Consider the following 21,607-nt stretch of genomic DNA (forward strand, 5'->3'; position numbering starts at 1 on the left):
CCTATCTGGCGCTCCATGCCGCAAAGCGATCTTACCTTCGCCGTACCCAAGGGTCGGCTTCTCGACGATGCCCTGCCCGTGATGGAGCGTGCGGGCGTCGTGCCCGAGCCGGGTTTCCACGACAAGGCCAACCGCGCATTATGCTTCGCAACGGCACGCGAAGACCTGCGCCTGATCCGCGTGCGCGCCTTCGATGTCGCGACCTTCGTCGCCCATGGTGCGGCGCAGATCGGGATCGTCGGTTCCGACGTGATCGAGGAGTTCGATTACGCGGACCTCTACGCGCCGGTCGATCTCGACATCGGGCACTGCCACCTCGCGGTCGCGAAGCAGGCCGAAGATACCCGCGATATCGACGCGCAAAGCCATGTGCGGGTTGCGACCAAATATCCCAACATCACCCGCAAGCATTTCGAACGCCACGGCATCCAGGCCGAGTGCGTCAAGCTGAACGGCGCGATGGAACTCGCCCCCTCGCTGGGTCTTTCGCGTCGGATCGTCGACCTCGTTTCGACCGGCACCACCCTGCGGGAGAACGGGCTGGTCGAAACCATGCGCATTCTCGACATTACCGCGCGCCTGATCGTCAACCGCGCCGCACTGAAGACCGACAGCCGGGTTGCCGAGCTGGTCGAGACCTTCCGGCGCGAGGCCGATGCCCGCGCCAGCCAGCAGGTCGCCGCCTGATGCAGATCATCGACGCCCGGGCCGAAGATTTCGCGGACGTTTTCGACCGCGTGGTGAACGCACGCCGCGAGAGCGAGCAGAACGTCAGCCGCGACGTCGCCGAGATCATCGCCAAGGTACGTGCGCATGGCGACAAGGCATTGTCCGAATTGACCATGAAGCTCGACGGGCACCACTTCGCCAGCGAAGAGGACTGGAAAGTGCCCGCCTGGCGGTGCGAGCGCGCCTATGATGAGCTTGATGGCGAACTGCGCGACGCGCTCAACCTCGCCGCAGACCGCATTCGCGCCTATCACGAGGCGCAGAAGCCGGGCCCGCGCGACTATACCGACGATGCGGGCGTGCGGCTCGGCCATCGCTGGGGTCCGGTCGATGCCGCAGGCATCTACGTGCCCGGCGGTCGCGCGGCCTATCCGTCCTCGCTGCTGATGAACGCGATCCCCGCGCGGGTCGCGGGGGTCGACCGACTGGTCGCCGTGACTCCCACGCCAAAGGGCGAGATCAACCCGCTGGTGCTCGCGGCAGCGCATATTGCAGGGATCGACGAGATCTGGCGCATCGGCGGCGCGCAGGCGATCGCCGCGCTCGCCTATGGCACCGACCGGATCGCCTCGGTCGACGTCATCACCGGCCCGGGCAATGCATGGGTTGCCGAGGCCAAGCGGCAGGTGTTCGGCACGGTCGGCATCGACATGATCGCCGGGCCGAGCGAGATTCTGGTGATCGCCGACGAGCATAACGATCCCGCCTGGATCGCCGCCGACCTGCTCAGCCAGGCCGAGCACGACCCCAGCTCGCAGAGCATCCTCATCACCGACAGCCAGGATTTTGCCGCGCAGGTGGAAGACCAGGTCGATGTGCAAGCCGCGATGCTCGCGACCGGCAAGACCGCGCGCGCCGCATGGGATGCGCATGGCGCGATCATCGTGGTCGAAACGCTCGACGATGCCATGCCGCTCGCCAACCGGCTCGCGGCCGAACATGTCGAACTGGCGGTCGCCGATCCCGAAGCGCTGTTCGCGCAGCTGCGCCACGCGGGCAGCGTGTTCCTCGGCCGGATGGTGCCCGAGGCGGTCGGCGACTACGTCGCCGGGCCCAATCACGTGCTGCCTACCGGGCGCCGCGCGCGCTTTTCCAGCGGGCTGTCGGTGCTCGATTTCATGAAGCGGACGAGCTTTATCGAGGCTGGCGCAGACGCGCTCGCTGCGATAGGGCCCGCCGCCATCGCCCTTGCCGAAGCCGAAGGGCTTCCGGCCCACGCCCAGTCGATCAGGTTGCGTCTCAAGTAATGTCCCATCAGCGTTCCACCGCACGCTCCGCCGCGCGGCTTGCCGCCGTTCAGGCCCTCTATCAGCGCGACATGGAGGGCACCTCGCTGCCCAAGCTGCTCGACGAGTTCCACCAGCACCGGCTGGGGCGCGAGATCGAGGGCGATACCTATGCCGACGCCGAAGTGCCCTTCTTCGACGATATCGTGCGCGGTGTGGACGCGCGTGCGGAAGAGATCGACCAGCGGCTGAGCGAGAAGCTGGCCGAAGGCTGGAGCCTCAAGCGGCTCGACAAGACCCTGCTGCAGGTCCTGCGCTGCGGCACCTACGAGCTGATCGCGCGCGCCGACATCCCGACCGGCGCGGTCATCAGCGAATATGTCGATGTGGCGAAAGCTTTCTTCGATGATCGCGAAGCCAAGTTCGCCAACGGCGTACTGGACGCCGTGGCGAAGGCCGCGCGCACCTAGGTCGACGCGTAGATGTTGCAGGTGAGGTAGGTCATCCCCGGCTTCGCGCTGCTTTCCACCAGCTGCACGATGGTATTCATGCCATAGACGCCGACCTCGCGGCCATCGACCTTCGGGATGCCGTTGGCGGTTCTCTTCGCTGTGGCATAGTAATCTTCGAACGGTGTCTCTAGCATCTCCTGGCTGCCATCGAGATAGTATTGCTGCGTGAACATCGCGGCAGGCTTTGGCTCACCATATTCCGGATCGACTTCGGACAGCGTCCAGCCCGCGGCCTTCAGCGTGCCGGCCAGATCGGGCGTGTCCTCGAAATAGAGGCGAATATCGACCCCGTCATAGGGGACATTCTCGGTCAGGGATTGGCGGGTAGCTGCGTTGGCCCACAGGCCGCGCAACCGCAAGCCGTGCCACTCTTCGTCGAGCGGCAGGAAAATTCCCGGCATCTGATACGGATCGTCGGCCAGCTCGACCGCGCGCACCGGTGCCTCGCTACCGGGAACGGTCGCGCTGGCAGGCTTGGCGACGAGCATTCCGTAGCCACCCCCCTCTAGCTCGGTCTGCATCATCGCTTCGACCACCTTGGCCGCTTCCGGGGCAAGCTCGCACTTGTCGCGATCGCTGAAAGCGAGCCACGTCGCCCCGGCTTCGGCCCCGGCCTCGGCCTCGGCCTGCGACGCCCCCGTCGCATCACCCGCATCCGTACCGCTCGCATCCGCCTCGGCATTGCCGCATGCCGTCAGCAGCGCACCTGCGGCGATCATCATCGAAAAACGCAAAGGTCATCCTCCCGAACTGTTCCAGCCGAGGCCGAAGCTCCCGATCACGCAACATTTGTCAAGGTGGCGGCCCCGATCGCGCTGGCTCGAACGAGGTGACGGGCGCCTGCTCTACTGGCATAGCGAAGCGCGATGGTCGACGAACCCGCCTTCATCCAGTCGCTGCGCGCGCTTGCTACCCACCCCGCCGCACGCGGGCTGGCGGACGATGCGGCGGTGCTGGAGATCGGCGGCGAGACGCTGGTGCTGACCAAGGACATGATGGTCGAAGGCGTGCACTGGCCGCGCGAGCAATCGCTGGCGGATGTCGCCTGGAAGCTGGTCGCGGTGAACCTGTCCGACCTTGCCGCCAAGGGCGCGGAGCCGGTGGGAGTGATGCTCGGCTACGCACTCGGGGCGAACGACGCTGCATTTCTGGAAGGGCTGCGCGAGGCTCTCGACACGTTCGGCGTGCCGCTGCTGGGAGGCGACACCGTGGCCACCCCGGGCCAGCGCACCTTTAGCCTGACCGCCATCGGTCGCGCGACGCACGCGCCCGTCCCCTCGCGCGGTGGGGCACCGGCGGGTGACGGCCTCTATCTGTGCGGACTTGTGGGCGGAGCGATGATGGGCTTTGAAGCGCTGACTGGTCTCGGCGAAGCGGACGAAGCGCCCTTCACGCGCCCTACCCCTCTGCTGGCGCAAGGCCGCGCGCTCGCCCCGCATGTCTCGGCGATGATGGATGTGTCCGACGGGTTGCTGATCGACGCGTGGCGAATGGCGCAGGCGAGCAAGGTCACGATCCGGATCGACAGCACCGCAGTCCCGCTTGCCGCGCCCGAAGCACGCCGCGGCGATGCCCTGCGCTGGGGCGACGATTATGCATTGCTCTTCACCGCCTCGTCCGATGCGTCGCTACCCGTCGAGGCGGCGCGGATCGGTACGGTCGATGCGCAAGGCGAAGCCGCGCTGCAGATCGATGGCGAGTGGCTGAGCGGGCCCGAGGGCCTCGGCTACCAGCACTGAGGCGCGGCTAGATCGCCGAGCAATCGACCCCGCGCTTTTCGAGGATCGGCTTCATCTCGAGATACGCCGCCTTGGTCTTGTGGTTGGGAATGCCCGGATGCAGGTGGTGGATCAGGTGGGTTTCCATGCACATCGACAGGAAATGACCGACATGGCTCTTGAAGATGTTGGCCTGGGCATAACGCTCGGTCTGCCCTTCGCGCGGGTGATGCGGCGCCCAGCTGAGGAAATAGCGGATGTAGCTGAGGCCCAGCTGGCGGGGCAGCCACCAGCAGACCACGGCTGCAATCGCATAGCCATTCCACGCCATCGTGAAGAGCACCGCCAAGTAGATCAGCTGGACGACCATCGTCTGCTTGAGCGCAATGCGCGCCTCGCGCGTGTTCAGTTGCTGGCAGACGGTCTTGTAACGGTTGATCGTGCCGTCGACGCGCGGCTGCCGGTTCCACCAGGTCTTGTACCACGCCATCCACCAGTTGGGCGCTTCGTCGGTATAATCCGGGTCTTTCTCCGGGTGATTGCAATGCTTGTGATGTTCGAGGTGAGAGACGCGGCCCATGCTGAATGGAACCGCGATCGGCAGCAGCGACACTTCGCCGACCAGCTGGTTCGCCCAGCGATACTTGCTGCCGCGCTTCGCGATATTGTCGTGCATCGCCTCGTGGCAGGTGACGTAACCCGCGACGGTGAGGAAGGTGGAGACGACCAGCGTCACCAGCGGATGGACAACCCCGAACATGGTCAGCGGAAACAGCGCCAGCCACACAGCGAAGCCGCCCACCGCCGCGACGACATAGCCCCACATCGGCCCGCCCTGGTATTTCGCGGCGATCGCCCGTTCCTGCTTGAGCAGATCGACGCGCGTCTGCCGGTCGAGCCCGTCCTCTGCGCTCAGCGGCAGGGCGCTCGCCTCGCCCTCCGGCACATCGAGCGCCTCCTGGTGGCGCGTCCTGGTCGGGGAGATACCGTCCGTCATATCCAGCGCCCCTTGATGGTCGCGTAGAGACCCCAGAGCGCACCGATCAGAAGCCCGAGGGTGATCCGCTCCATCCCCAGCGGCGCTTCCCAGCCCCCCAGGGCCATCGACTGCGCGATGACCGGCGCGATGAAACCGATGCCGAAGATGAGCGGCATGACCGAGAACAGTTTCTGGAGCGCCCCCTGCATGTCCGTTGACATACTATTTACCATCGAATCCAGCAAGACTCCGCGAGTCGCGATGATGAACGGGAGAGAAAATCCACGAGGGCTTGCACCGCGCACGTCCGCATTCTAGCCCTGTTCGGATAGGATTGCCGAATAGAACGGCAACCCGTCGAACTGTCGTTCGGCGTATATTGGGGGAGAAAAGGCGTGGATCTCGTTCTCGTCGCCATCGGGCTGGGCCTGCTGGCTGTCATCTACGGAATTTTCACAAGTCGACAGGTTCTCGGTGCCGGAGCGGGCAACGATAAGATGCAGGAAATCGCGGCCGCCATTCAGGAAGGCGCGCGCGCTTACCTGAACCGGCAATACACCACGATCGCCATCGTCGGCGTGGTCGTTGCGATACTCGTCTTCGTCTTCCTTAACTGGATCGCCGCTGCAGGCTTCCTGATCGGTGCCATCCTGTCGGGCGCGGCGGGCTATATCGGAATGAACATCTCGGTGAAGGCCAACGTGCGCACCGCCGCCGCCGCGCAGAGTGGTCTGCAGCAGGGCCTCACGCTGGCGTTCCGCGCGGGCGCGATCACCGGGATGCTCGTGGCCGGCCTCGCGCTGCTCGCCATCGCGGTGTTCTTCTACATTCTGGCGGGTCTGCTCGGCTTCGAGGCGAACAGCCGCGAAGTGGTCGACGGGCTCGTCGGGCTCGCCTTCGGTGCCTCGCTGATCTCGATCTTCGCGCGCCTGGGTGGCGGTATCTTCACCAAGGCGGCCGACGTGGGCGCCGACCTCGTCGGCAAAGTCGAGGCCGGCATTCCCGAGGATGATCCCCGCAACCCCGCCGTGATCGCCGACAACGTAGGCGATAACGTGGGCGACTGCGCCGGGATGGCCGCGGATCTGTTCGAGACCTACGTCGTCACCGTGGGCGCCACCATGGTGCTCACCGCACTGCTGCTCGGTGGCACTCTGGGTGCCCTGCTGCTGCCGATGATGTCGCTGCCGTTGCTAATCGGCGGGGCGTGCATCGTCACCTCGGTCATCGGCACCTACTTCGTGAAGCTGGGGCGCAAGCAGAGCATCATGGGCGCGATGTACAAGGGATTCCTCGTCACCGCCGTGCTCTCCATTCCCGCGATTTATGCCGTGATGGCATGGGCGCTGGGCGACATGAACACGCTGATCGGCGCGAGCATGGTCAGCGAAACGGCGACGGTCGCGCTGGGTGACACGCTCGTCACGGAGCAGGCTACCGAAGTCATCGGCGGCTTCACCGGGATGGACCTGTTCTGGTGCTCCATGCTTGGCCTGGCCATCACCGGGCTGATCATCTGGATCACCGAATACTACACGGGCACCGAGTATCGTCCGGTCCGCTCGATCGCCAAGGCATCGGAAACGGGCCACGGCACCAACGTCATCCAGGGCCTCGCGATTTCGCTCGAAGCGACCGCACTGCCTACGCTGGTAATCGTGGCGGGCATCATCATCGCCTATCTGCTGGCTGGCCTGATGGGCATTGCCTACGCGGCAACCGCGATGCTGGCGCTGGCAGGCATGGTCGTGGCGCTCGATGCCTATGGCCCAGTCACCGACAATGCAGGCGGGATCGCCGAAATGGCGGGTCTGGACGACAGTGTGCGCGAGAAGACCGACGCGCTGGACGCGGTGGGCAACACCACCAAGGCCGTGACCAAGGGCTACGCGATCGGATCGGCGGGGCTTGCCGCGCTGGTGCTGTTCGCTGCCTACACCACCGACCTCGTGGAGTTCTTCCCCGGTATCGCGGTCGACTTCAGCCTGAAAAACCCGTTCGTGATCGTCGGACTGCTGCTGGGCGCTCTGCTGCCCTATCTGTTCGGAGCGATGGGGATGACCGCAGTGGGCCGCGCAGCGGGCGACGTGGTGAAGGACGTACGCGAGCAGTTCGCGGAAAAGCCGGGCATTATGGATTACTCCGAGAAGCCCGACTACGCCCGCACGGTAGACTTGGTGACTCGCGCCGCGATCAAGGAAATGATCCTTCCCTCGCTGTTGCCGGTGCTGGCGCCAATCGTGGTCTATTTCGTCATCACGCTGATTGCCGGTCAGGCGAATGGTTTTGCCGCTCTCGGCGCGCTCCTGCTCGGGGTCATCATCTCGGGCATCTTCGTCGCGCTTTCGATGACCGCCGGTGGCGGCGCATGGGACAACGCGAAGAAGTACATCGAAGACGGCAACCACGGCGGCAAGGGCTCCGAAGCGCACAAGGCTGCGGTGACCGGCGATACCGTGGGCGATCCGTACAAGGATACGGCGGGCCCGGCGGTGAACCCGATGATCAAGATCACCAACATCGTCGCGCTGCTGTTGCTCGCCGCGCTGGCCGCGGGCGGCGTCGGCTAACCCGAGGCCTCGCCATCCCGAACGCGCGAAGGGCGCGGCTCCTGCTGCAGGGGCCGCGCCCTTTGCATTTCATGCAAGAGAAAGGCGACGGACTTAAACAAATCTCAGCTTTTGGGCCCTAGGCTTAATGCCACGGTAAGCACCGGTTCCTGCGGACGGCAAGGCAAAGAGGCGACACAGCTGCGATGGCGAGGGTAGAGCCCCATATCGATGAGCAGGGTCGCAGTGCGCCGCAATTCCTCGTCGCGTCCTGGCGCGACGCGCTGCCCGATGACGCCAGCTGGGACGACCTTTCCACCCGCGCGGGCGAACCCAATCCATTCTTCGAACGCTGGTTTCTCCAGCCCTCGCTCACCGAACTCGATCGCGCGGGCCGGGTCCGCGTCGCCCAGCTTCGGGTCGATGGCCAGCTCGTCGGGCTGATGCCGCTGACGTTCCGGGTGAACTACTACAACCGCCCGGTGCCCCACCTCAGCACCTGGCTCCACGACAACGCCTTTTGCGGCGTGCCGCTGATCGTGCCCGGTTTCGAAGCGATGTTCTGGTCCATGCTGCTGCGCTGGATCGACGCAAAGAGCCGGTTCGCCGCCTTCCTCCACCTGCCGGGACTGCCGATGGAGTGCGCGCCGACCGCCGCGCTGGTCGAAGTGATCGGCGAGGATGCCCGCCCCGCTGCCGTCGTCGCGTGCGAAGCGCGCGCGCTGCTCGCCTCCGATCTTTCGGCCGAAGATTATTACACTGCCGCCCTGCCAAACAAGAAGCGCAAGGAACTGCGCCGGCAGGCCCGCCGTCTGGCCGAGCTTGGCGAGGTGAGCGTCGAGCGTGTTCACACGCCCGAGGCCATCGCGCGCTTCGCCGATGACTTCCTGACGCTCGAAGCGGCCAGTTGGAAGGGGCGCGCAGGCTCCGCGCTCGCCAGCAAGGCAAAACATGCGCGCTTTTTCCGCCAAAGCCTGGCCGGTGCGGCTCAAGTCGGCCGGGCCGAAGGGCTGTCGCTGCAGCTCGATGGAAAGCCCGTCGCCATGCTCGTCACCCTGCTCACCCCGCCCGGCAGTTTCAGCTTCAAGACCGCATTCGACGAGAATTACGCCCGCTGTTCGCCCGGTGTTTTGCTCCAGAAGGAAAATCTCGATCTGCTCGAGCGCGAGGATATCGCCTGGTGCGATAGCTGCGCCGCGCCCGACCACCCCATGATCGACCATTTCTGGCGCGACCAGCGCAGCTTCGTCTCGCACAACCTCGCCATCGGCTCGGGCGCACGACGCGCGCTCGGCGCGAAACTGATCGCTTACGAAACCCGCCACTCACACGAAGGCGTCTCCGAATGAACGCTCTGACCGAATTTCCGCACGGCGATGCGCCGCACGATGCTTCGCCGGTCTTCCCGGACGATGCACGCAAGGCTTTCGCCGCCGCCTATCCGGAGACGCCGCTGGTGATCGAGCACCGGCTGGACGATCACCCGCTGCTCGGCCTCGACGCGCTGGCGGACCTGGCGGGGCGTCTGCCCGAAAGCTCCATCGAATATAACCGCGGCGACCTGCCGGTGGGGATCGATGGCAAGCCGGGACCGACGGGTCTCTCGATCACCGAAACCATTCGCGGGATCGCCGAAGCGAACAGCTGGGCCGCAATCAAGAATATCGAACAGGACGATGGCTATCGGGCCCTGCTGCACGGTCTGCTGGAGGAGCTGCGGGAGGATATCGAGGCGAAGACCGGCGAGATGCTCACCCCCCAGGGCTTCGTCTTCATTTCCAGCCCGAACGCGGTGACGCCCTATCACTTTGACCCCGAGCACAACATCCTGCTGCAACTGCGCGGAAGCAAGGTGATGACCCAGTTCCCCGCCGGCGATGCCCGTTTCGCACCCGACCGGATGCACGAAAGCTATCACCTCGGCGGCCCGCGCGAGTTGAAGTGGGAGGATGACTTCGCCAGCGATGGCAAGGAATTCGCGATTCAGGCGGGCGAGGCACTGTTCGTACCCGTGATGGCACCGCATTTCGTGCGCAACGGGCCGACGAGTTCGATCTCGCTCAGCATCACCTGGCGATCGGACTGGAGCTATGACGAGGCAGGCGCGCGATGTTTCAACGCGATCCTGCGCAAGGCCGGGCTCGATCCTGCACCGCCCAAGCGCTGGCCGGGGTCCAACCGCCTGAAATGCGTGGGCTTCCGTGGCTATCGCAAGCTGTTCGGCCCGCCCGCACCGCCCGTGCAGCCCGGATGAACGCGCCGACCCAGTTCTCCGTCGCGGAAAACGCAAATCCGGTCGACACGCTTGCCGAGGCGGACGATCCGCGTCGCGCTTTTCTGCGTGCCCGCTGGTTCCAGGCGAGCAACGATGCCACACTGGGCACGGTCATCGCGCGCATGCCGTCCGGTCGGCCGCTCGCTGCGATACCACTGGTGACCAAGCCTGTCGGCCCGTTCCGCGTGAAGCAGGTCGCCGGAGCATACTGGCCATTTCGCGGCGCGCCGATCGATTGCACCGCGAGGGTCGACGACCTGGCCGAGGCCCTATCCGAACCTGCGACCGCGCAAGCGCTGGGTCGCGCGTGGCGGATCGGCCCGGCGATCGCCGACGACCCCTCGCTCGTCACCTTGCGCGACGCTGCTACGCGGGCTGGCTGGCATTGTCTGGAACGCGAGGTCAGCGCGCTTTACTGCCTCGACCTCGTAGCGCTGCGCGCCTCGGGCACCTGGCCATCGACCAAGGGCAAGCAGAAAGACCGCTGGCGGGTGCGCCAGCTCGAAAAGACCGGTCCGGTGCGGATCGAGCGCTTTACCGGGCTCGACTGGACCGACGCCAAGCGCGACGCCATCGCCGCCATCGAGGCCGCTTCCTGGGTCGGGCAACTCGACGAGGGCGGCGACACGAAATTCGCGGACCCCGCGCTACGCCAATACTGGGAGCGTGCCTCGCAAGATCGCCAGATTGCAGACATGATCCGCGGCTTCATCCTGTGGGTCGGCGACACGCCCGCAGCTTTCACCTTCGGGCTGGAGGCAGGCGACACGCGCTATTGCATTGCCAACAATTTCGACCGGCAATTCCACAAATTCAGCCCGGGCCGCGTGCTGCTGTACCATGATTTCGAAGACGCAGCGGATCGCGGTTTCGCGCGGATCGACTGGGGTCTGGGCGATGGCGGCTACAAGAGCCCGATGGGCGCGCACGCCGAGGCTGCCGTTATCGACCTGCTGTTCGTCCGCAATCGATTGCTTGCCTGCATCGCCGCCCCTCTCTGGAAGCGAGGCGGCGCTTGACGCTCGCGGAAAGGCCCCGCAGAGAAGGGCTATGACTGGCGCACCTCCCTCCCCGGCGAATTTTGCCGATCTCGAAACCATCGACCCTGACACCCTGACCGCTCAGCTCGTCGACCTGCTCACGGTCGAGCGGATCGAGAACGATTCCTACCGCGGCAAGCCGCAGGTCGATGGGATCGGACGGGTCTTCGGCGGGCAGGTGATCGCGCAGGCACTGCAGGCCGCGCAGGCGACGATCGGCGATGGTAAGGAAGCGCATTCGCTGCACGCCTATTTCCTTCGCGGGGGTGAGGAAGGGCCGCCGATCGACTACGCGATCGCGCGCGATTTCGACGGCCGCAGCTTCGCCAACCGCCGCGCCGTGGCGAGCCAGGACGGCACGCCGATCCTCAACCTGACGGCCAGTTTCCAGACACCCGAGGATGGTCTTGCGCACGAGAACATGCCCTTCCCGCATGTGCCCTCCCCGGAGGACCTGAAGTCCGACCATCAATTGCGGCGAGAGATTTTCGCCGACAAGCTCGACCAGATGAGCGAGAGCCAGCGGCACTTCATGCTGCGCCCGCGCCCGATCGAGATGCGCCCGGTGGACGGGCTGCACTGGATGGAAACCAGGCCACGCGAGCCCAAGTCGCAAACCTGGTTCAAGACCGTCGGCCGCTTGCCCGACGACCCGGCGCTGCACCGCGCGGTGATCGCCTATGCGAGCGATTATACCCTGCTCGGCACCGCTGCCATCGCGCATGGCCTGTCATGGATGCGCAACGAGTTGGTCGGTGCCAGCCTCGATCACGCCGTCTGGTTCCACGCACCTGCGCGGGCCGACGAATGGCTGCTCTACGATACCGACAGCCCATGGTCGGGCAACGGGCGCGGCTATAATCGCGGCCGCATCTTCAGCGAAGGCGGCACACTGATTGCCAGCGTCGCGCAGGAGGGCATGATGAGGAAGCGGCGGGAGCGCAAATAGCGAAACCCGCACGGCGTCCGGCAGCCGCCGCCGCTCAGGTCTTCCAGGCCACGATGTGGGTCTTGGTGAGCCCGGTCCAGCTCCACCGGTTTTCGAAGTCGGCGAACGGCAGCCCCGCCACGCGCCACTTCTCCTGCCCGAGTTGATAAGAATCGTTCGGATTGCCGACACCTTCGGTCATGGCCGGATTGGTGAACCACACTTGGCCATTGTCGATCGCGAAGACGACCACCCAGTGCAGCGTCTCGATTCCCTGACCCCATTTGAGAAGGCAGACGGTAGGGATTGGCACGCTGTTCTGCACGTATTTCGCGATCGAACCGATCCCATGGTGCGGGCCCCAGCCCCAGCTGACCTGCAGCCCCACGGATTTGACTGCATCCATGAGACGCGCCGGCGACATACCGCCTACGTCGTTCGGAAAACGCTGACGGATCGCGTCCACTGCGATCACATCGTTCCAGAAAAGAGGACCGCTGGGAAAATGCGGATCGGGAACCTGGCGGCCCCCGCAATAACCGGGGTCGAAACCCCAGTAATCCCATAACGTTGCGGTCGCAGCCTGCCCGCAATAGCTGATCGGCCCGCTCGCCGTATAATTCTTGTAGCCATGGATGCGGCTAACATTTTCCGCTGCCATCTGCCCATCGGGCGGGCTTGCGGCATCGCGGCTTTCGGAACTCTTCTTTTCGCTCGCCCCCCATTCCGCCATCGCGTCGGTCGGCATCGTCGGCACCGATCCGACGGACTGGTCCAGTGCCGAGATATCCTGTGCGTCATCGGGTATTTGCATGTCGAGACTCCCCCAAATGATCGGCCCCTCCATGATAGAGATCGCCGAGGGAGATACTTATAAAGCAAATCCAGATTCAGAGTAATCAGTGACTCTACTCGCCTTCTCCTGACCTGCTTCTGCAAATCCCATGAAATCTGCATGGCCGCACAGTTCTCTCCATAATTTGCGCAGTAGTGGCGGAACGACCCAAGGCGTGGCCCGTTCGCCCTTCATGAAATTCGAAAAACAGCAGCAGGCCTTTCGCGACAGCAATCCCTCCCTCATCGGGAGGGGGTTCGAGAAATTCACCAATCCGGTCGCGAGCGCGGTCACCAGCTTCATCCCCAATGGGCTCGTAAAGGGCGTGCTCAAGGGTATCGACCGCGCCATCGGCGCACCGCAGCTGGTCAAGTTCGATCATGACCTGACCGATCTGGTCCAGTGCCATGATGCCGCAAAGACCGTCGCCCGTACGGCGAAAGCCGTCAGCGGATCGACCGGGGCCGCGTCCGGTCTCGGGGGGATCGCGACCATGGGGCTGGATATCCCCGCGACGATCGCGGTGGCCCTGCGCAACATCCGCGATACCGGCCGTGCCTATGGCTACGACGGCAAGGGCGCACGCGAGCGGCTGTTCCGCTTGCAGATCCTCGAGCTCGCCAGCCTCAATGATCGCAGCCAGCGACAGGAGCGGATCGCCGTGCTCGAAGCCGGGATCGCAAGCGACGGCAGCCTGACCGAAATCTCGCCCGACGAAATCGAGCCGATCATCGAACAGGCCGTGGAGCGGGTGAGCCGCGCACTGGCACTGGCGCTCTTCCGTCGCCGAGTGGGTGCGGTGGTGCCTCTGGTCGGATCGGTCATTGGCGGCGCGGTCAACGTGTCGTTCCAGGGCGATATCGGTGAAGCCGCGCGATACGCGTTTCAGGAGCGCCGGCTGCGTACGGGCGGCGCCTGATCGCCTGGCGCCACTGCGGCGTTTGCGCCGTCTGAGATTCTCGGCATAAGGGCCTCGATAACGGGAGCCCTCGCCTCATGAAATTCGCCAAGACCGGAGCATTGGTGCTCCTGCCGTGTGTCCTCTCCGCATGCGCCCATGCGAGTGCGCCAGAGGCACCCCCGCAGCCCCCCGTCGTCGAGGCTCCGGCCCCCTCCCCCCCGACCACACTCGATTACGATGCGGCATTGCGCCGTACCGTGCAGGCCTATGATTCGACCGGGATGGTCGCTGCGGTATCGATCGACGGCGAAACCGTGTGGGACGGCGCGCAAGGCCTGGCCGAGGAAGGCACGCAGCGTCCGGTCACGCAAGACATGCTATTTCCCATCGCCAGCATTTCCAAGGCTTTCACCACGACCGCGCTCGCGATCCTCGTCGAACGCGGCTCGGTGAAATGGGACGAGCCTATCCGCACTTACATCCCCGAATTCGCGATGTCCGATCCGTGGGTCAGCGAGCATTTCACGGTGCGCGACGCGCTGACCCACCGATCCGGCCTGCCCCTTGGCGCGGGTGACCTGCTGATCTGGCCCGATGGCGACGCCGAGCCGGAAGACATCATCGCAGCCCTCCCACACCTGCGGCCGAGCGCAGGCTTCCGCTCCGAATATGCCTACGACAACCTGCTCTACATCGTCGCGGGCGAGATCGTGGAGCGTGCATCAGGCAAAAGCTGGGCCGATTTCGTAACCGACGAAATCCTCGAGCCGGTCGGGATGGAGCGCTGTGTTGCCGACAAGAGCCGCATTCCCGCCGGTGCGCGTTTCGTCACCGGGCACGAGCGTGCCGCGGGTGCGGATGCCGGCGTTCCGATCGACGAACGGCTCGCCTTCTCGCAAACGTGGAACGCGGCAGGCGGCATCTGGTGCGATACCGAGGGCATGATGAAATGGGGCCGCTTCTGGCTCGACGGGGGCGTGACCGAGGATGGCAGGCGCCTGCTCAATCAGCGGCAGGTGCGCGAGGTGTGGCAAGGCGTCACGCCCATGGGCGTCAACGGCAGGCTGCGTGCGGCGGGCCTGTCGCACCTCTCGGCCTATGCGCTGGGCTGGAGCACGCAGGATTTCGCAGGTCGGCTGCTGGTCAGCCATGGTGGCGGTGCGCCCGGCGTGGTCAGCAACTTCATGATCATCCCCGAAGAGGATCTGGTGCTGTTCAGCGCGACCAACGACTATCGCGGAGCGCCCTCGACGTTCAATTACCACGTTGCGGCAGCGCTGCTCGACCAGCCGGAGCTCGACTTCATCGCCGACTGGGGTGGCGCTTTCGCCAGGGCGGAGGCCGAAGGCACGAAGCTGATCGCCGATACCGCCTCGAGCGCGCCCGAGGATGCCGGCGCACCCAGCCTGCCGCTCTCGGCCTACGCCGGGACCTATCATGACCCATGGTACGGCGACGTGCGCATTCGCCTGACCGACGATGGCGGCTTGTTCATCGACATGGGCCGCAGCGAGATTCTCGATGGCGAGCTGTCCCACTACGACGCGGATCGATTCGCGGCGTTCTGGCCAGATAGCTCGCTGAAAGCGGACGCCTTCGTCGACTTCACAGTCGAGAACGACAAGGTCACGGGCATGAAAATGCAGGCGATCTCGGACCTGACCGACTTTTCCTACGACTTCCACGACCTCGACCTGAAGCGCGTGGCAGACTGAGCCGCGCTAGGCGCTGGCGTGGTAGAAATCGTAGATCTGCTGCGCGACCGCGACGCTGATACCCGGCGCACGCTTGAGATCGTCGAGCGCCGCCGCGCGGACCTTGCTGGCGGTGCCGAAGTGCAGCAGCAGCGCGCGTTTACGCGAAGGGCCGATGCCGGGGATCTCGTCCAGCGGCGAGGCGGTGATGGCGCGACTGCGCTTCGCCCGGTGCGCGCCGATCACGTAGCGGTGGACCTCGTCGCGCAGGTTCTGAAGGTGGAACAATAGCGGCGAATTGACCGGCAGCGTCTTCTCGCGCCCGTCGGGGAAGTGGAACACCTCGCGCCCCTCGCGGCCATGGTCCGGGCCCTTGGCGATGGCGATCAGCGGCACGTTGTCGATCCCCATCTCGGCCAGCGTATCGCGCACGGTAGACATCTGCCCCTTGCCGCCATCGAGCAGGACGAGATCGGGCCAGACCGTCTCGTGGCTGTTGCGCTTGCCTTCCTCACCATCGGGATTCTCGGCGAGATTGCGGAAGCGGCGCTGCATCACCTCGCGCATCATTCCGAAATCGTCGTTGGTCTGCGCGGATCTGATGTTGAACTTGCGGTACTGCGCCTTCTCGAACCCTTCGGGCCCGGCAACAACCATCGCGCCCACGGCCTTTGCGCCCTGAATATGCGAGTTGTCGTAGATCTCGATTCGCTGCGGCGGTTCTTCCAGCTCGAGGAATTCCGCGAGATCGCGGTTGAGCTTTGCCTTGGTGCCCGTCTCCGCCAGCCGCCGGTCGAGCGCGTCGACCGCATTGCGCTGCGCCTGCTCCATCAGCCGCCGCCGATCGCCGCGCTGGGGCACCGAGAGTTCGACCTTGTGCTCCGCCGCCTCGCACAGCGCCTGCGCCAGCAGCTCTGCCTCGGGCAACTCGCGGTCGACCAGCACCGTGCGCGGCGGGGGCACCTCTTCGTAGAATTGCATGATGACGCGGGCGAGCACCTCGTCCTTGTCCACATCCTGCGTGTGCGTGGGGAAGAAGGCGCGATGGCCCCAGTTCTGCCCGCCGCGGATGAAGAACGCCTGCACTGCAATCTGCCCGCCCTTCGCGGAAAGCGCGAACACATCCGCGTCGCCCACCCCGGTTGCGTTGACCGCCTGACTGCCCTGGATGAAGGTCGCCGCGCGCAGCCGGTCGCGCAAAATGGCGGCGGTTTCGAAGTCGAGCTTCTCCGCCGCTTCGGCCATCTGCTTTTCGAGATCCTGCTGCACCGAAGAGGATTTTCCACCAAGGAAATCCTTCGCCTGGCGGACCAGATCCTCGTACCCGTCCTCGTCGATCCGGCCCACGCAGGGCGCCGAGCAGCGCTTGATCTGGTAGAGCAGGCAGGGCCGGTCGCGATTGTTGAAAAAGCTGTCGGTACAGGACCTTAGCAGGAACAGCTTCTGCAGCGCATTAAGCGTCTTGTTGACCGATCCCGCGCTCGCGAACGGCCCGTAGTAATTGCCCTTGGCGCGCCGCGCGCCGCGATGCTTGTGGATGCGTGGAAAGGCATGGTCTGCGCGCAGCAGGATGAAGGGGAAGCTTTTGTCGTCGCGCAGCAGTACGTTGTACGGCGGGCGATAGCGCTTGATGAACTGCGCTTCGAGCAGCAGCGCCCCTGCCTCCGAATTGGTGGTGACGATCTCCATGCTGCGCGTCTGGCTGACCATCCGCTGGAGGCGATTGGTGAGCGCATTGATCTGCGTGTAGTTCGCGACCCGCGCCTTCAGGCTGCGCGCCTTGCCCACGTACAGCACATCGCCGCGCGCATCGAGCATGCGGTACACCCCGGGGCGCGGCGGGAGCGTGCGCACCGTCTCGCGGATCGCGTCGACCCCGGCTTCCAGATCGGGCTGCGCGCTCGCGACCGTGTAGGCGGCGCGTTCCTCGTTGAAACGCTCCTTGCCACGCGGGTCGTGGGGACGGTTTGCCTTGCTGTCCGACATGGCCCGCTAGATAGGCGGCGTGCCCGCTGGTTGCCAGCGGTCGGGGGCGGGTTATCCGCTCACGCAGCTGCGTCTACAAGCTTTGCCTTGGCCCACGCTTCGAATTCCGTTTCGAGCGCCTCGAGCGTCTCCGGCAGGCCATTCTCCCCACCCGACCGCGCCAGCCAGCCGCTCAGATCGCTGCCATCGCGATAGGCCTCTGCGATCGCATAGAGGATGCGCGGATCGCCGCTCGTCTCCATCAGGTAATCGATGAACATTCGGGTTTGCCGATAGAAAACCGCAGGGTTGCCGCCGCTTGCTTCGAGAAAAGCGTCAGCCTCGTCGCCCGAGAGCATCACCGCCCCGGTCGAGCCGCGTTTCAGTGTCTTCAGCGCCTGCGCGGATTGCAGCAAAGGGTGCTCCATCGAAAGGTAGGTATCGAGGGGAAATGCCAGAACCGTGCCGTCCGCATCGTACGCTTCACGCGCGGCAACATAGCGGCTGCGGGTCTGTGCGTCGTTTTCCAGAGCAACCGCCGCTGCTTCGTCGAGCCAGTCGGGCGCGCTCGAACCATAACGCGTGCTCCGATCGGCAGACCCCGTCTCGGGCCCGTCGAAATATCGATTGAACAGCAGGTGCCCGATTTCATGGGCGATTGCGCCGTCTTCCATCTCAGGGTCCGCATGGGCGGGAGCGGCCCCCTCAGCCTTCGCCAGCGCCTGCTGGACCACCGCAGCGCGCTGCGCTTCCGGCAGAGAGGCCGTCTGCGCTTCCACCTGAGCAACGATGCTGTCCCTAAGCATTGCGGCCTTCGTCTGGTTGTCGATCCAGGGAAGCGGCCTGTAGCCATCGGCGGCAAGCGCCGCGGTTAGCTCCGGAGAGACCTCCGGCTGCACCACCAGCGCAACCTTCTGCTCGCTTGGCGCAAAGTACTTCGCGAAAGTTGCGAAGGCACGCGGGAACACCTGCGCGTATTCGGTTGCACGCGCCGCTCCGCCGATGACGGCGCCCCCGTCTGCGGGTTCACATCGCAGATCGCCGATCACACCAGCTTCGCGCCATTCGTTACACGGCCCATCCTCCGCCTGAGCCGATCCTGCACTCGCCACGAACGCTGCCGCCACGATGATTGTTGTGATACGCACCTAGGCACCCCTTCCGTCTACACTTGTAATCAAGACGGAATCCCTAATGCCTGGTCAGCTTAACCGCTGATTTATGAGGTCAGAAAAGCTTGCGGAATTCGATCTCGAACGTGCGGCCAAGCGGGTCGATCAGCGCGGGCTGGAAACGCGTGGGCGTCACGCCATTGCCATCGACCACGTCCTGCCGCGTGTTGAAGATATTATCCATGCTGAGCGATACGCGCGTACCCTTGAAGAAGCCCGGCTGCTCTCCAGTCAGCCACTTCTGCTCTTCCAGGTTCATGAAGAAGCGCAGATCGAAGGTCACGAGGTCGCCGAACTTCAGGTCGCTCGCGCCCGTCGGGTCGCTCCCCTCGATAGTATAGCCACTGCGGTAGCGCCCGCTCAGCCGGGTGCCGAGGCCCTTGTAGAATACCCCACCCTCCAGATCGACCGAGTGACGCGCGAGCCCCAGATCGAAGTAATCGATCGTCGGGATGCCGGGTGCAATCAGCGCCTCGTTCTTCAATTCGATGCTGTGATACGCCGCGAGGAACCAGCGACCCTGCCCATCGTCACCGCCTCTGCCACCGCCGCGACGACCACCGCCGCGCCGCTGATTGCCGGACGATTCGCCCTGCCCTTGCGCGCCTTCGCCATTCTCGCCCTGGCACACGGCTTCGCGCAGGCGCGCGACTCGCTCTTCGTTCACCGTGCCATCTTCATTGGTCAACCGCGCGCGCAACCCTTCGGGCAGGGCTGTCAGGTCGAGCGGCTGGTCGGGCGAGGTGCACAGCGCCTGACGGATAGCGGCCGCCTGCTCCGGATCGAACATGCCGGGCCCGCCGCCGCCTGCTCCGGGCTGAGCACCCTCGGCATTGCAGAACCGCTCGCGCACGGCCGCCAGCCGTTCCATGTTCACCGAGCCGTCTTCGTTGGTCAGACGGTCGCGGATGAACGGAGGAAGCTTGGAAAGATCGGGCACGGTGCCCGGCTCGCTGGCGCAGAACTGGTCGCGCATCTGCTGGAACTGTTCGGGGCCCATCCGTGTCTGGCCGCCGGCGCTGGACGCCCCGGCCGGTGGACCGCCGCCGCGCCTGCCTTCGCCGCCACCCTGCGGCGCCTCCTGCGCCTTGCCGACCCGGCCGAACATGTTGAAACCATAGCGAATGCGTTCGCTGTTCCGTTCGGCATAGGTAATCGGCCGCTGGTCGAGCGCAATCAGCGTGCCCGATCCGTCGCGCGTCACCCGCCCGGGGAACGCCGCTTCGATCTGCGGGGTCAGCAGCGGGAAACTTTCGGTCGTATTTTCGGACCGGTTGCGGTTGAATTCGACCAGAATGTTCGCCCGCTCGAACAGGCCGAGTTCGTAATTCGCACTCAGCTTGAGGTCGTTCAGGTTAGCGGCCGGCAGCAGCGGGTTGCCCCCACTGGTCAGCGTCGCGAGAACGTTTTCGCCGGTCGCGAAATCGAACAGCGGTACGTTGAAGGTCTGCACCACCGGATCGCCGAGCTGCGAGAGGCCGGGGGCAGCCTCGCGATTGATCATCGTCGCCTGCAGGGTCAGCCCCTCGAGCGGCTCCCACGTCAGGCCCAGCGTCGAGCCGAACAGCGTCCCGAAATCGGAAAGATCGTTGATCTCGCCCGACGCATTGAGGCTGAGTTCGCCAAGGAAGCCGAGGAAGCCTTCGCGATCGCTCGCCAGCGGAATGTTGAGGTTGAGCGACCCGTTGAGGTCGCCGCGGGTCAACTCGTTTTCGCCCAGCGCCGTGCGCGTGTCCTCGCTGACGATGCGCGTCCAGCCATAGCCGCCGGCAAAGGTCATGTTGACCTCCCCCGCGGGCAGGAAAATGGGACTGCCCCTTAGAGTCGAGCGTGCCGAAGCCGAGGTCGTCCGGCTGGTCGCGGTATCGACGCCCGGCGTCGGAATCGCGGGCAGCGGCCCATCGATTGCCAGCGTGCCCGCAGCCGCCTGCGTGACCAGCGGAGACAGATCGCGGCGGATATCGATATCGGTCTCGCTCTCGACGTGGCTGGCGTCGAGCGTGAGGTCGAACTCGAACTCGCCCAGCGACTGGCGATAGGCCCCACCGCCCGAAACCGACGTGGTGCGCGTCATGCGGGTTAGCGGGTCGGCGTCGATCGCGCGCACCGCAGTCTCGCTATCGGGCGCCGGAGAAGTCAGGGCGACGATATCGAGCCCGGATAGCGAGCGCGAGTAGCTCTGTTCCGCGGCCAGATTGACCGAGATCGCCTTGGCGTTGGCGCCTTCGCCGATGGCGGTGTTGAACGATCCTTCGAGCTGATAGCTTTCCGCATCGGCGCGCAGCGAGCGGAACGGGGCCGGGTCGGGATCGCCCGCGACAGTCGGCTGGCTGCCCGGCGTCTGCTCGATATCGCGCTCGTCCTCGGTCAGCAGCGTCTGGGTGTTGAATTCGCCCGCGATGTTGAACCGCTTTGCGCCCGAGATGACCAGCTGCGAAACTTCGATCTCGCCATTATCGGTGCCGCCTTCCAGCGAGCCGCCATATTCCACCTCGACCTCGCGGCTGGTGAAATTGTCCTTGAGGATGAAGTTGATGACCCGCTGATCGGCGCGGAAGCCGTATTGCAGGGCGACCTCTTCGGGGAACACCTCGACCTTCTCGATCGCTTCGGGGGGATAGCGACGCAGTTCGCGGAAGCTGGCCACGCGCTGGCCGTTGACCAGCACGACCGGCTGGCCGCCGCGACCGCGCCCGGAACTGGTCTGTGGGCCCAGCTGGGCGACCAGATCGGCAATCGAATCCGCGCCGTAGGATGCAATATCCGCCTCATCCAGCTCGACCACCGGCGCGACATCGGTATCGACCGAACCGCGCATCCGCGATGCGGTGACGATGATATCGGCTTCGAATACCTCGTCGCTGACCTGTTCGTCCTGCGAACCGCCGGACTGATTCGTCTCGGGCTGCTCCTGCGCGGCGTCCTGCGCGAGAGCCGGGAAGCAGATCGTGCTGGCGAGCGCAAGCGCGGAAACCCGATAGGCGAAGCGGGACGAAAATTGCATTGGAGAGAAGTTTCCTCGATAAAATGTGATCCGCCCCCGGCAACCGGCGCTTTGCGGCAGGTGGCGGAACAAAAGCAAAC

General features: G+C 65.1%; 18 protein-coding genes. 11 read left to right on the forward strand and 7 right to left on the reverse strand.

The window, feature by feature from the left end; translation table 11 throughout:
• The first annotated feature begins 15 nt into the window (after window positions 1-15).
• The 3 genes from hisG to nusB are packed head-to-tail and all read left to right on the forward strand — an operon-like array spanning window position 16 to window position 2,425.
• Window positions 16-687 carry an ATP phosphoribosyltransferase gene (gene hisG, locus AAG612_RS04555; protein WP_342507656.1) on the forward strand — a complete coding sequence of 224 codons (672 nt, stop codon included), beginning with the start codon at window positions 16-18 and terminating at the stop codon, window positions 685-687.
• Window positions 687-1,976, forward strand: a complete 1,290-nt coding sequence (gene hisD, locus AAG612_RS04560; protein WP_342507657.1) for a histidinol dehydrogenase — start codon at window positions 687-689, stop codon at window positions 1,974-1,976. The genes hisG and hisD overlap by 1 nt, the downstream gene beginning before the upstream one ends.
• A complete protein-coding gene (gene nusB / locus AAG612_RS04565) occupies window positions 1,976-2,425 on the forward strand; it encodes a transcription antitermination factor NusB (protein ID WP_342507658.1) in 450 nt (149 codons plus the stop codon). The genes hisD and nusB overlap by 1 nt, the downstream gene beginning before the upstream one ends.
• Here nusB and AAG612_RS04570 read toward each other — a convergent pair.
• Window positions 2,422-3,189, reverse strand: a complete 768-nt coding sequence (locus AAG612_RS04570; protein WP_342507661.1) for a hypothetical protein — start codon at window positions 3,187-3,189, stop codon at window positions 2,422-2,424. The genes nusB and AAG612_RS04570 overlap by 4 nt on opposite strands.
• A 144-nt stretch (window positions 3,190-3,333) precedes the next feature.
• On the opposite strand from AAG612_RS04570, the gene thiL reads away from it, so the two are divergent.
• Window positions 3,334-4,206 (forward strand): thiamine-phosphate kinase, encoded by an 873-nt coding sequence (gene thiL, locus AAG612_RS04575; RefSeq protein WP_342507663.1) that lies wholly within the window; start codon window positions 3,334-3,336, stop codon window positions 4,204-4,206.
• A 7-nt stretch (window positions 4,207-4,213) separates the two neighbouring features.
• Here thiL and AAG612_RS04580 read toward each other — a convergent pair whose 3' ends face one another.
• Both AAG612_RS04580 and AAG612_RS04585 read right to left on the reverse strand, forming a co-directional pair.
• The gene (locus tag AAG612_RS04580) at window positions 4,214-5,182 is read right to left on the reverse strand and encodes a fatty acid desaturase (protein WP_342507665.1); all 969 of its coding nucleotides are present in this window, start codon (window positions 5,180-5,182) and stop codon (window positions 4,214-4,216) included.
• The gene (locus tag AAG612_RS04585) at window positions 5,179-5,373 is read right to left on the reverse strand and encodes a hypothetical protein (protein WP_342507667.1); all 195 of its coding nucleotides are present in this window, start codon (window positions 5,371-5,373) and stop codon (window positions 5,179-5,181) included. The genes AAG612_RS04580 and AAG612_RS04585 overlap by 4 nt, the downstream gene beginning before the upstream one ends.
• A 186-nt stretch (window positions 5,374-5,559) precedes the next feature.
• Between AAG612_RS04585 and AAG612_RS04590 the strand changes: the two genes are divergently transcribed.
• The 5 genes from AAG612_RS04590 (at window position 5,560) to AAG612_RS04610 (ending at window position 11,977) form a co-directional block, all read left to right on the forward strand.
• On the forward strand, window positions 5,560-7,734 hold the full coding sequence (locus AAG612_RS04590) for a sodium-translocating pyrophosphatase (protein ID WP_342507669.1): 2,175 nt from the start codon (window positions 5,560-5,562) through the stop codon (window positions 7,732-7,734).
• A 185-nt stretch (window positions 7,735-7,919) separates the two neighbouring features.
• Window positions 7,920-9,062 carry a GNAT family N-acetyltransferase gene (locus AAG612_RS04595; RefSeq protein WP_342507671.1) on the forward strand — a complete coding sequence of 381 codons (1,143 nt, stop codon included), beginning with the start codon at window positions 7,920-7,922 and terminating at the stop codon, window positions 9,060-9,062.
• Window positions 9,059-9,967: a transcriptional regulator gene (locus AAG612_RS04600; RefSeq protein WP_342507673.1), complete on the forward strand. Its 909-nt coding sequence runs from the start codon at window positions 9,059-9,061 to the stop codon at window positions 9,965-9,967. The genes AAG612_RS04595 and AAG612_RS04600 overlap by 4 nt, the downstream gene beginning before the upstream one ends.
• Window positions 9,964-11,007, forward strand: a complete 1,044-nt coding sequence (locus AAG612_RS04605) for a GNAT family N-acetyltransferase (RefSeq protein ID WP_342507675.1) — start codon at window positions 9,964-9,966, stop codon at window positions 11,005-11,007. The genes AAG612_RS04600 and AAG612_RS04605 overlap by 4 nt, the downstream gene beginning before the upstream one ends.
• A gap of 31 nt (window positions 11,008-11,038) precedes the next feature.
• Window positions 11,039-11,977, forward strand: coding sequence for an acyl-CoA thioesterase (locus tag AAG612_RS04610; protein WP_342507677.1), 939 nt, complete (start codon window positions 11,039-11,041; stop codon window positions 11,975-11,977).
• A 34-nt stretch (window positions 11,978-12,011) separates the two neighbouring features.
• On the opposite strand, the gene AAG612_RS04615 is transcribed toward AAG612_RS04610, so the two are convergent.
• Window positions 12,012-12,770, reverse strand: a complete 759-nt coding sequence (locus AAG612_RS04615; protein ID WP_342507679.1) for a cysteine peptidase family C39 domain-containing protein — start codon at window positions 12,768-12,770, stop codon at window positions 12,012-12,014.
• A gap of 214 nt (window positions 12,771-12,984) precedes the next feature.
• Between AAG612_RS04615 and AAG612_RS04620 the strand changes: the two genes are divergently transcribed.
• Window positions 12,985-13,710, forward strand: a complete 726-nt coding sequence (locus tag AAG612_RS04620; protein ID WP_342507682.1) for an EcsC family protein — start codon at window positions 12,985-12,987, stop codon at window positions 13,708-13,710.
• A gap of 77 nt (window positions 13,711-13,787) precedes the next feature.
• Window positions 13,788-15,407, forward strand: coding sequence for a serine hydrolase (locus AAG612_RS04625; RefSeq protein WP_342507683.1), 1,620 nt, complete (start codon window positions 13,788-13,790; stop codon window positions 15,405-15,407).
• Between the two features lie 6 nt (window positions 15,408-15,413).
• Here AAG612_RS04625 and uvrC read toward each other — a convergent pair whose 3' ends face one another.
• The 3 genes from uvrC to AAG612_RS04640 all read right to left on the reverse strand — a co-directional run bounded on the left by uvrC (window position 15,414) and on the right by AAG612_RS04640 (window position 21,527).
• Window positions 15,414-17,372 (reverse strand): excinuclease ABC subunit UvrC, encoded by a 1,959-nt coding sequence (uvrC, locus tag AAG612_RS04630; protein WP_342507685.1) that lies wholly within the window; start codon window positions 17,370-17,372, stop codon window positions 15,414-15,416.
• A gap of 59 nt (window positions 17,373-17,431) precedes the next feature.
• Window positions 17,432-18,499, reverse strand: coding sequence for a hypothetical protein (locus AAG612_RS04635; RefSeq protein ID WP_342507687.1), 1,068 nt, complete (start codon window positions 18,497-18,499; stop codon window positions 17,432-17,434).
• A 79-nt stretch (window positions 18,500-18,578) separates the two neighbouring features.
• Window positions 18,579-21,527 carry a hypothetical protein gene (locus tag AAG612_RS04640; RefSeq protein WP_342507689.1) on the reverse strand — a complete coding sequence of 983 codons (2,949 nt, stop codon included), beginning with the start codon at window positions 21,525-21,527 and terminating at the stop codon, window positions 18,579-18,581.
• Between the last annotated feature and the right edge of the window lie 80 nt (window positions 21,528-21,607).

Source organism: Citromicrobium bathyomarinum, assembly GCF_038594605.1.
GTDB lineage: Bacteria > Pseudomonadota > Alphaproteobacteria > Sphingomonadales > Sphingomonadaceae > Alteriqipengyuania > Alteriqipengyuania bathyomarina_B.

Bases quoted from the DNA above. Each gene is read 5' to 3' on its own strand.
- uvrC (WP_342507685.1), bottom strand. From the start codon at position 17,372: ATGTCGGACAGCAAGGCAAACCGTCCCCACGACCCGCGTGGCAAGGAG.
- hisD (WP_342507657.1), top strand. From the start codon at position 687: ATGCAGATCATCGACGCCCGGGCCGAAGATTTCGCGGACGTTTTCGAC.
- nusB (WP_342507658.1), top strand. From the start codon at position 1,976: ATGTCCCATCAGCGTTCCACCGCACGCTCCGCCGCGCGGCTTGCCGCC.
- AAG612_RS04585 (WP_342507667.1), bottom strand. From the start codon at position 5,373: ATGCAGGGGGCGCTCCAGAAACTGTTCTCGGTCATGCCGCTCATCTTC.
- AAG612_RS04620 (WP_342507682.1), top strand. From the start codon at position 12,985: ATGAAATTCGAAAAACAGCAGCAGGCCTTTCGCGACAGCAATCCCTCC.
- AAG612_RS04625 (WP_342507683.1), top strand. From the start codon at position 13,788: ATGAAATTCGCCAAGACCGGAGCATTGGTGCTCCTGCCGTGTGTCCTC.
- AAG612_RS04605 (WP_342507675.1), top strand. From the start codon at position 9,964: ATGAACGCGCCGACCCAGTTCTCCGTCGCGGAAAACGCAAATCCGGTC.
- AAG612_RS04570 (WP_342507661.1), bottom strand. From the start codon at position 3,189: ATGATGATCGCCGCAGGTGCGCTGCTGACGGCATGCGGCAATGCCGAG.
- AAG612_RS04600 (WP_342507673.1), top strand. From the start codon at position 9,059: ATGAACGCTCTGACCGAATTTCCGCACGGCGATGCGCCGCACGATGCT.
- AAG612_RS04610 (WP_342507677.1), top strand. From the start codon at position 11,039: ATGACTGGCGCACCTCCCTCCCCGGCGAATTTTGCCGATCTCGAAACC.
- AAG612_RS04615 (WP_342507679.1), bottom strand. From the start codon at position 12,770: ATGCAAATACCCGATGACGCACAGGATATCTCGGCACTGGACCAGTCC.
- AAG612_RS04580 (WP_342507665.1), bottom strand. From the start codon at position 5,182: ATGACGGACGGTATCTCCCCGACCAGGACGCGCCACCAGGAGGCGCTC.
- thiL (WP_342507663.1), top strand. From the start codon at position 3,334: ATGGTCGACGAACCCGCCTTCATCCAGTCGCTGCGCGCGCTTGCTACC.
- AAG612_RS04595 (WP_342507671.1), top strand. From the start codon at position 7,920: ATGGCGAGGGTAGAGCCCCATATCGATGAGCAGGGTCGCAGTGCGCCG.
- hisG (WP_342507656.1), top strand. From the start codon at position 16: ATGCCGCAAAGCGATCTTACCTTCGCCGTACCCAAGGGTCGGCTTCTC.
- AAG612_RS04640 (WP_342507689.1), bottom strand. From the start codon at position 21,527: ATGCAATTTTCGTCCCGCTTCGCCTATCGGGTTTCCGCGCTTGCGCTC.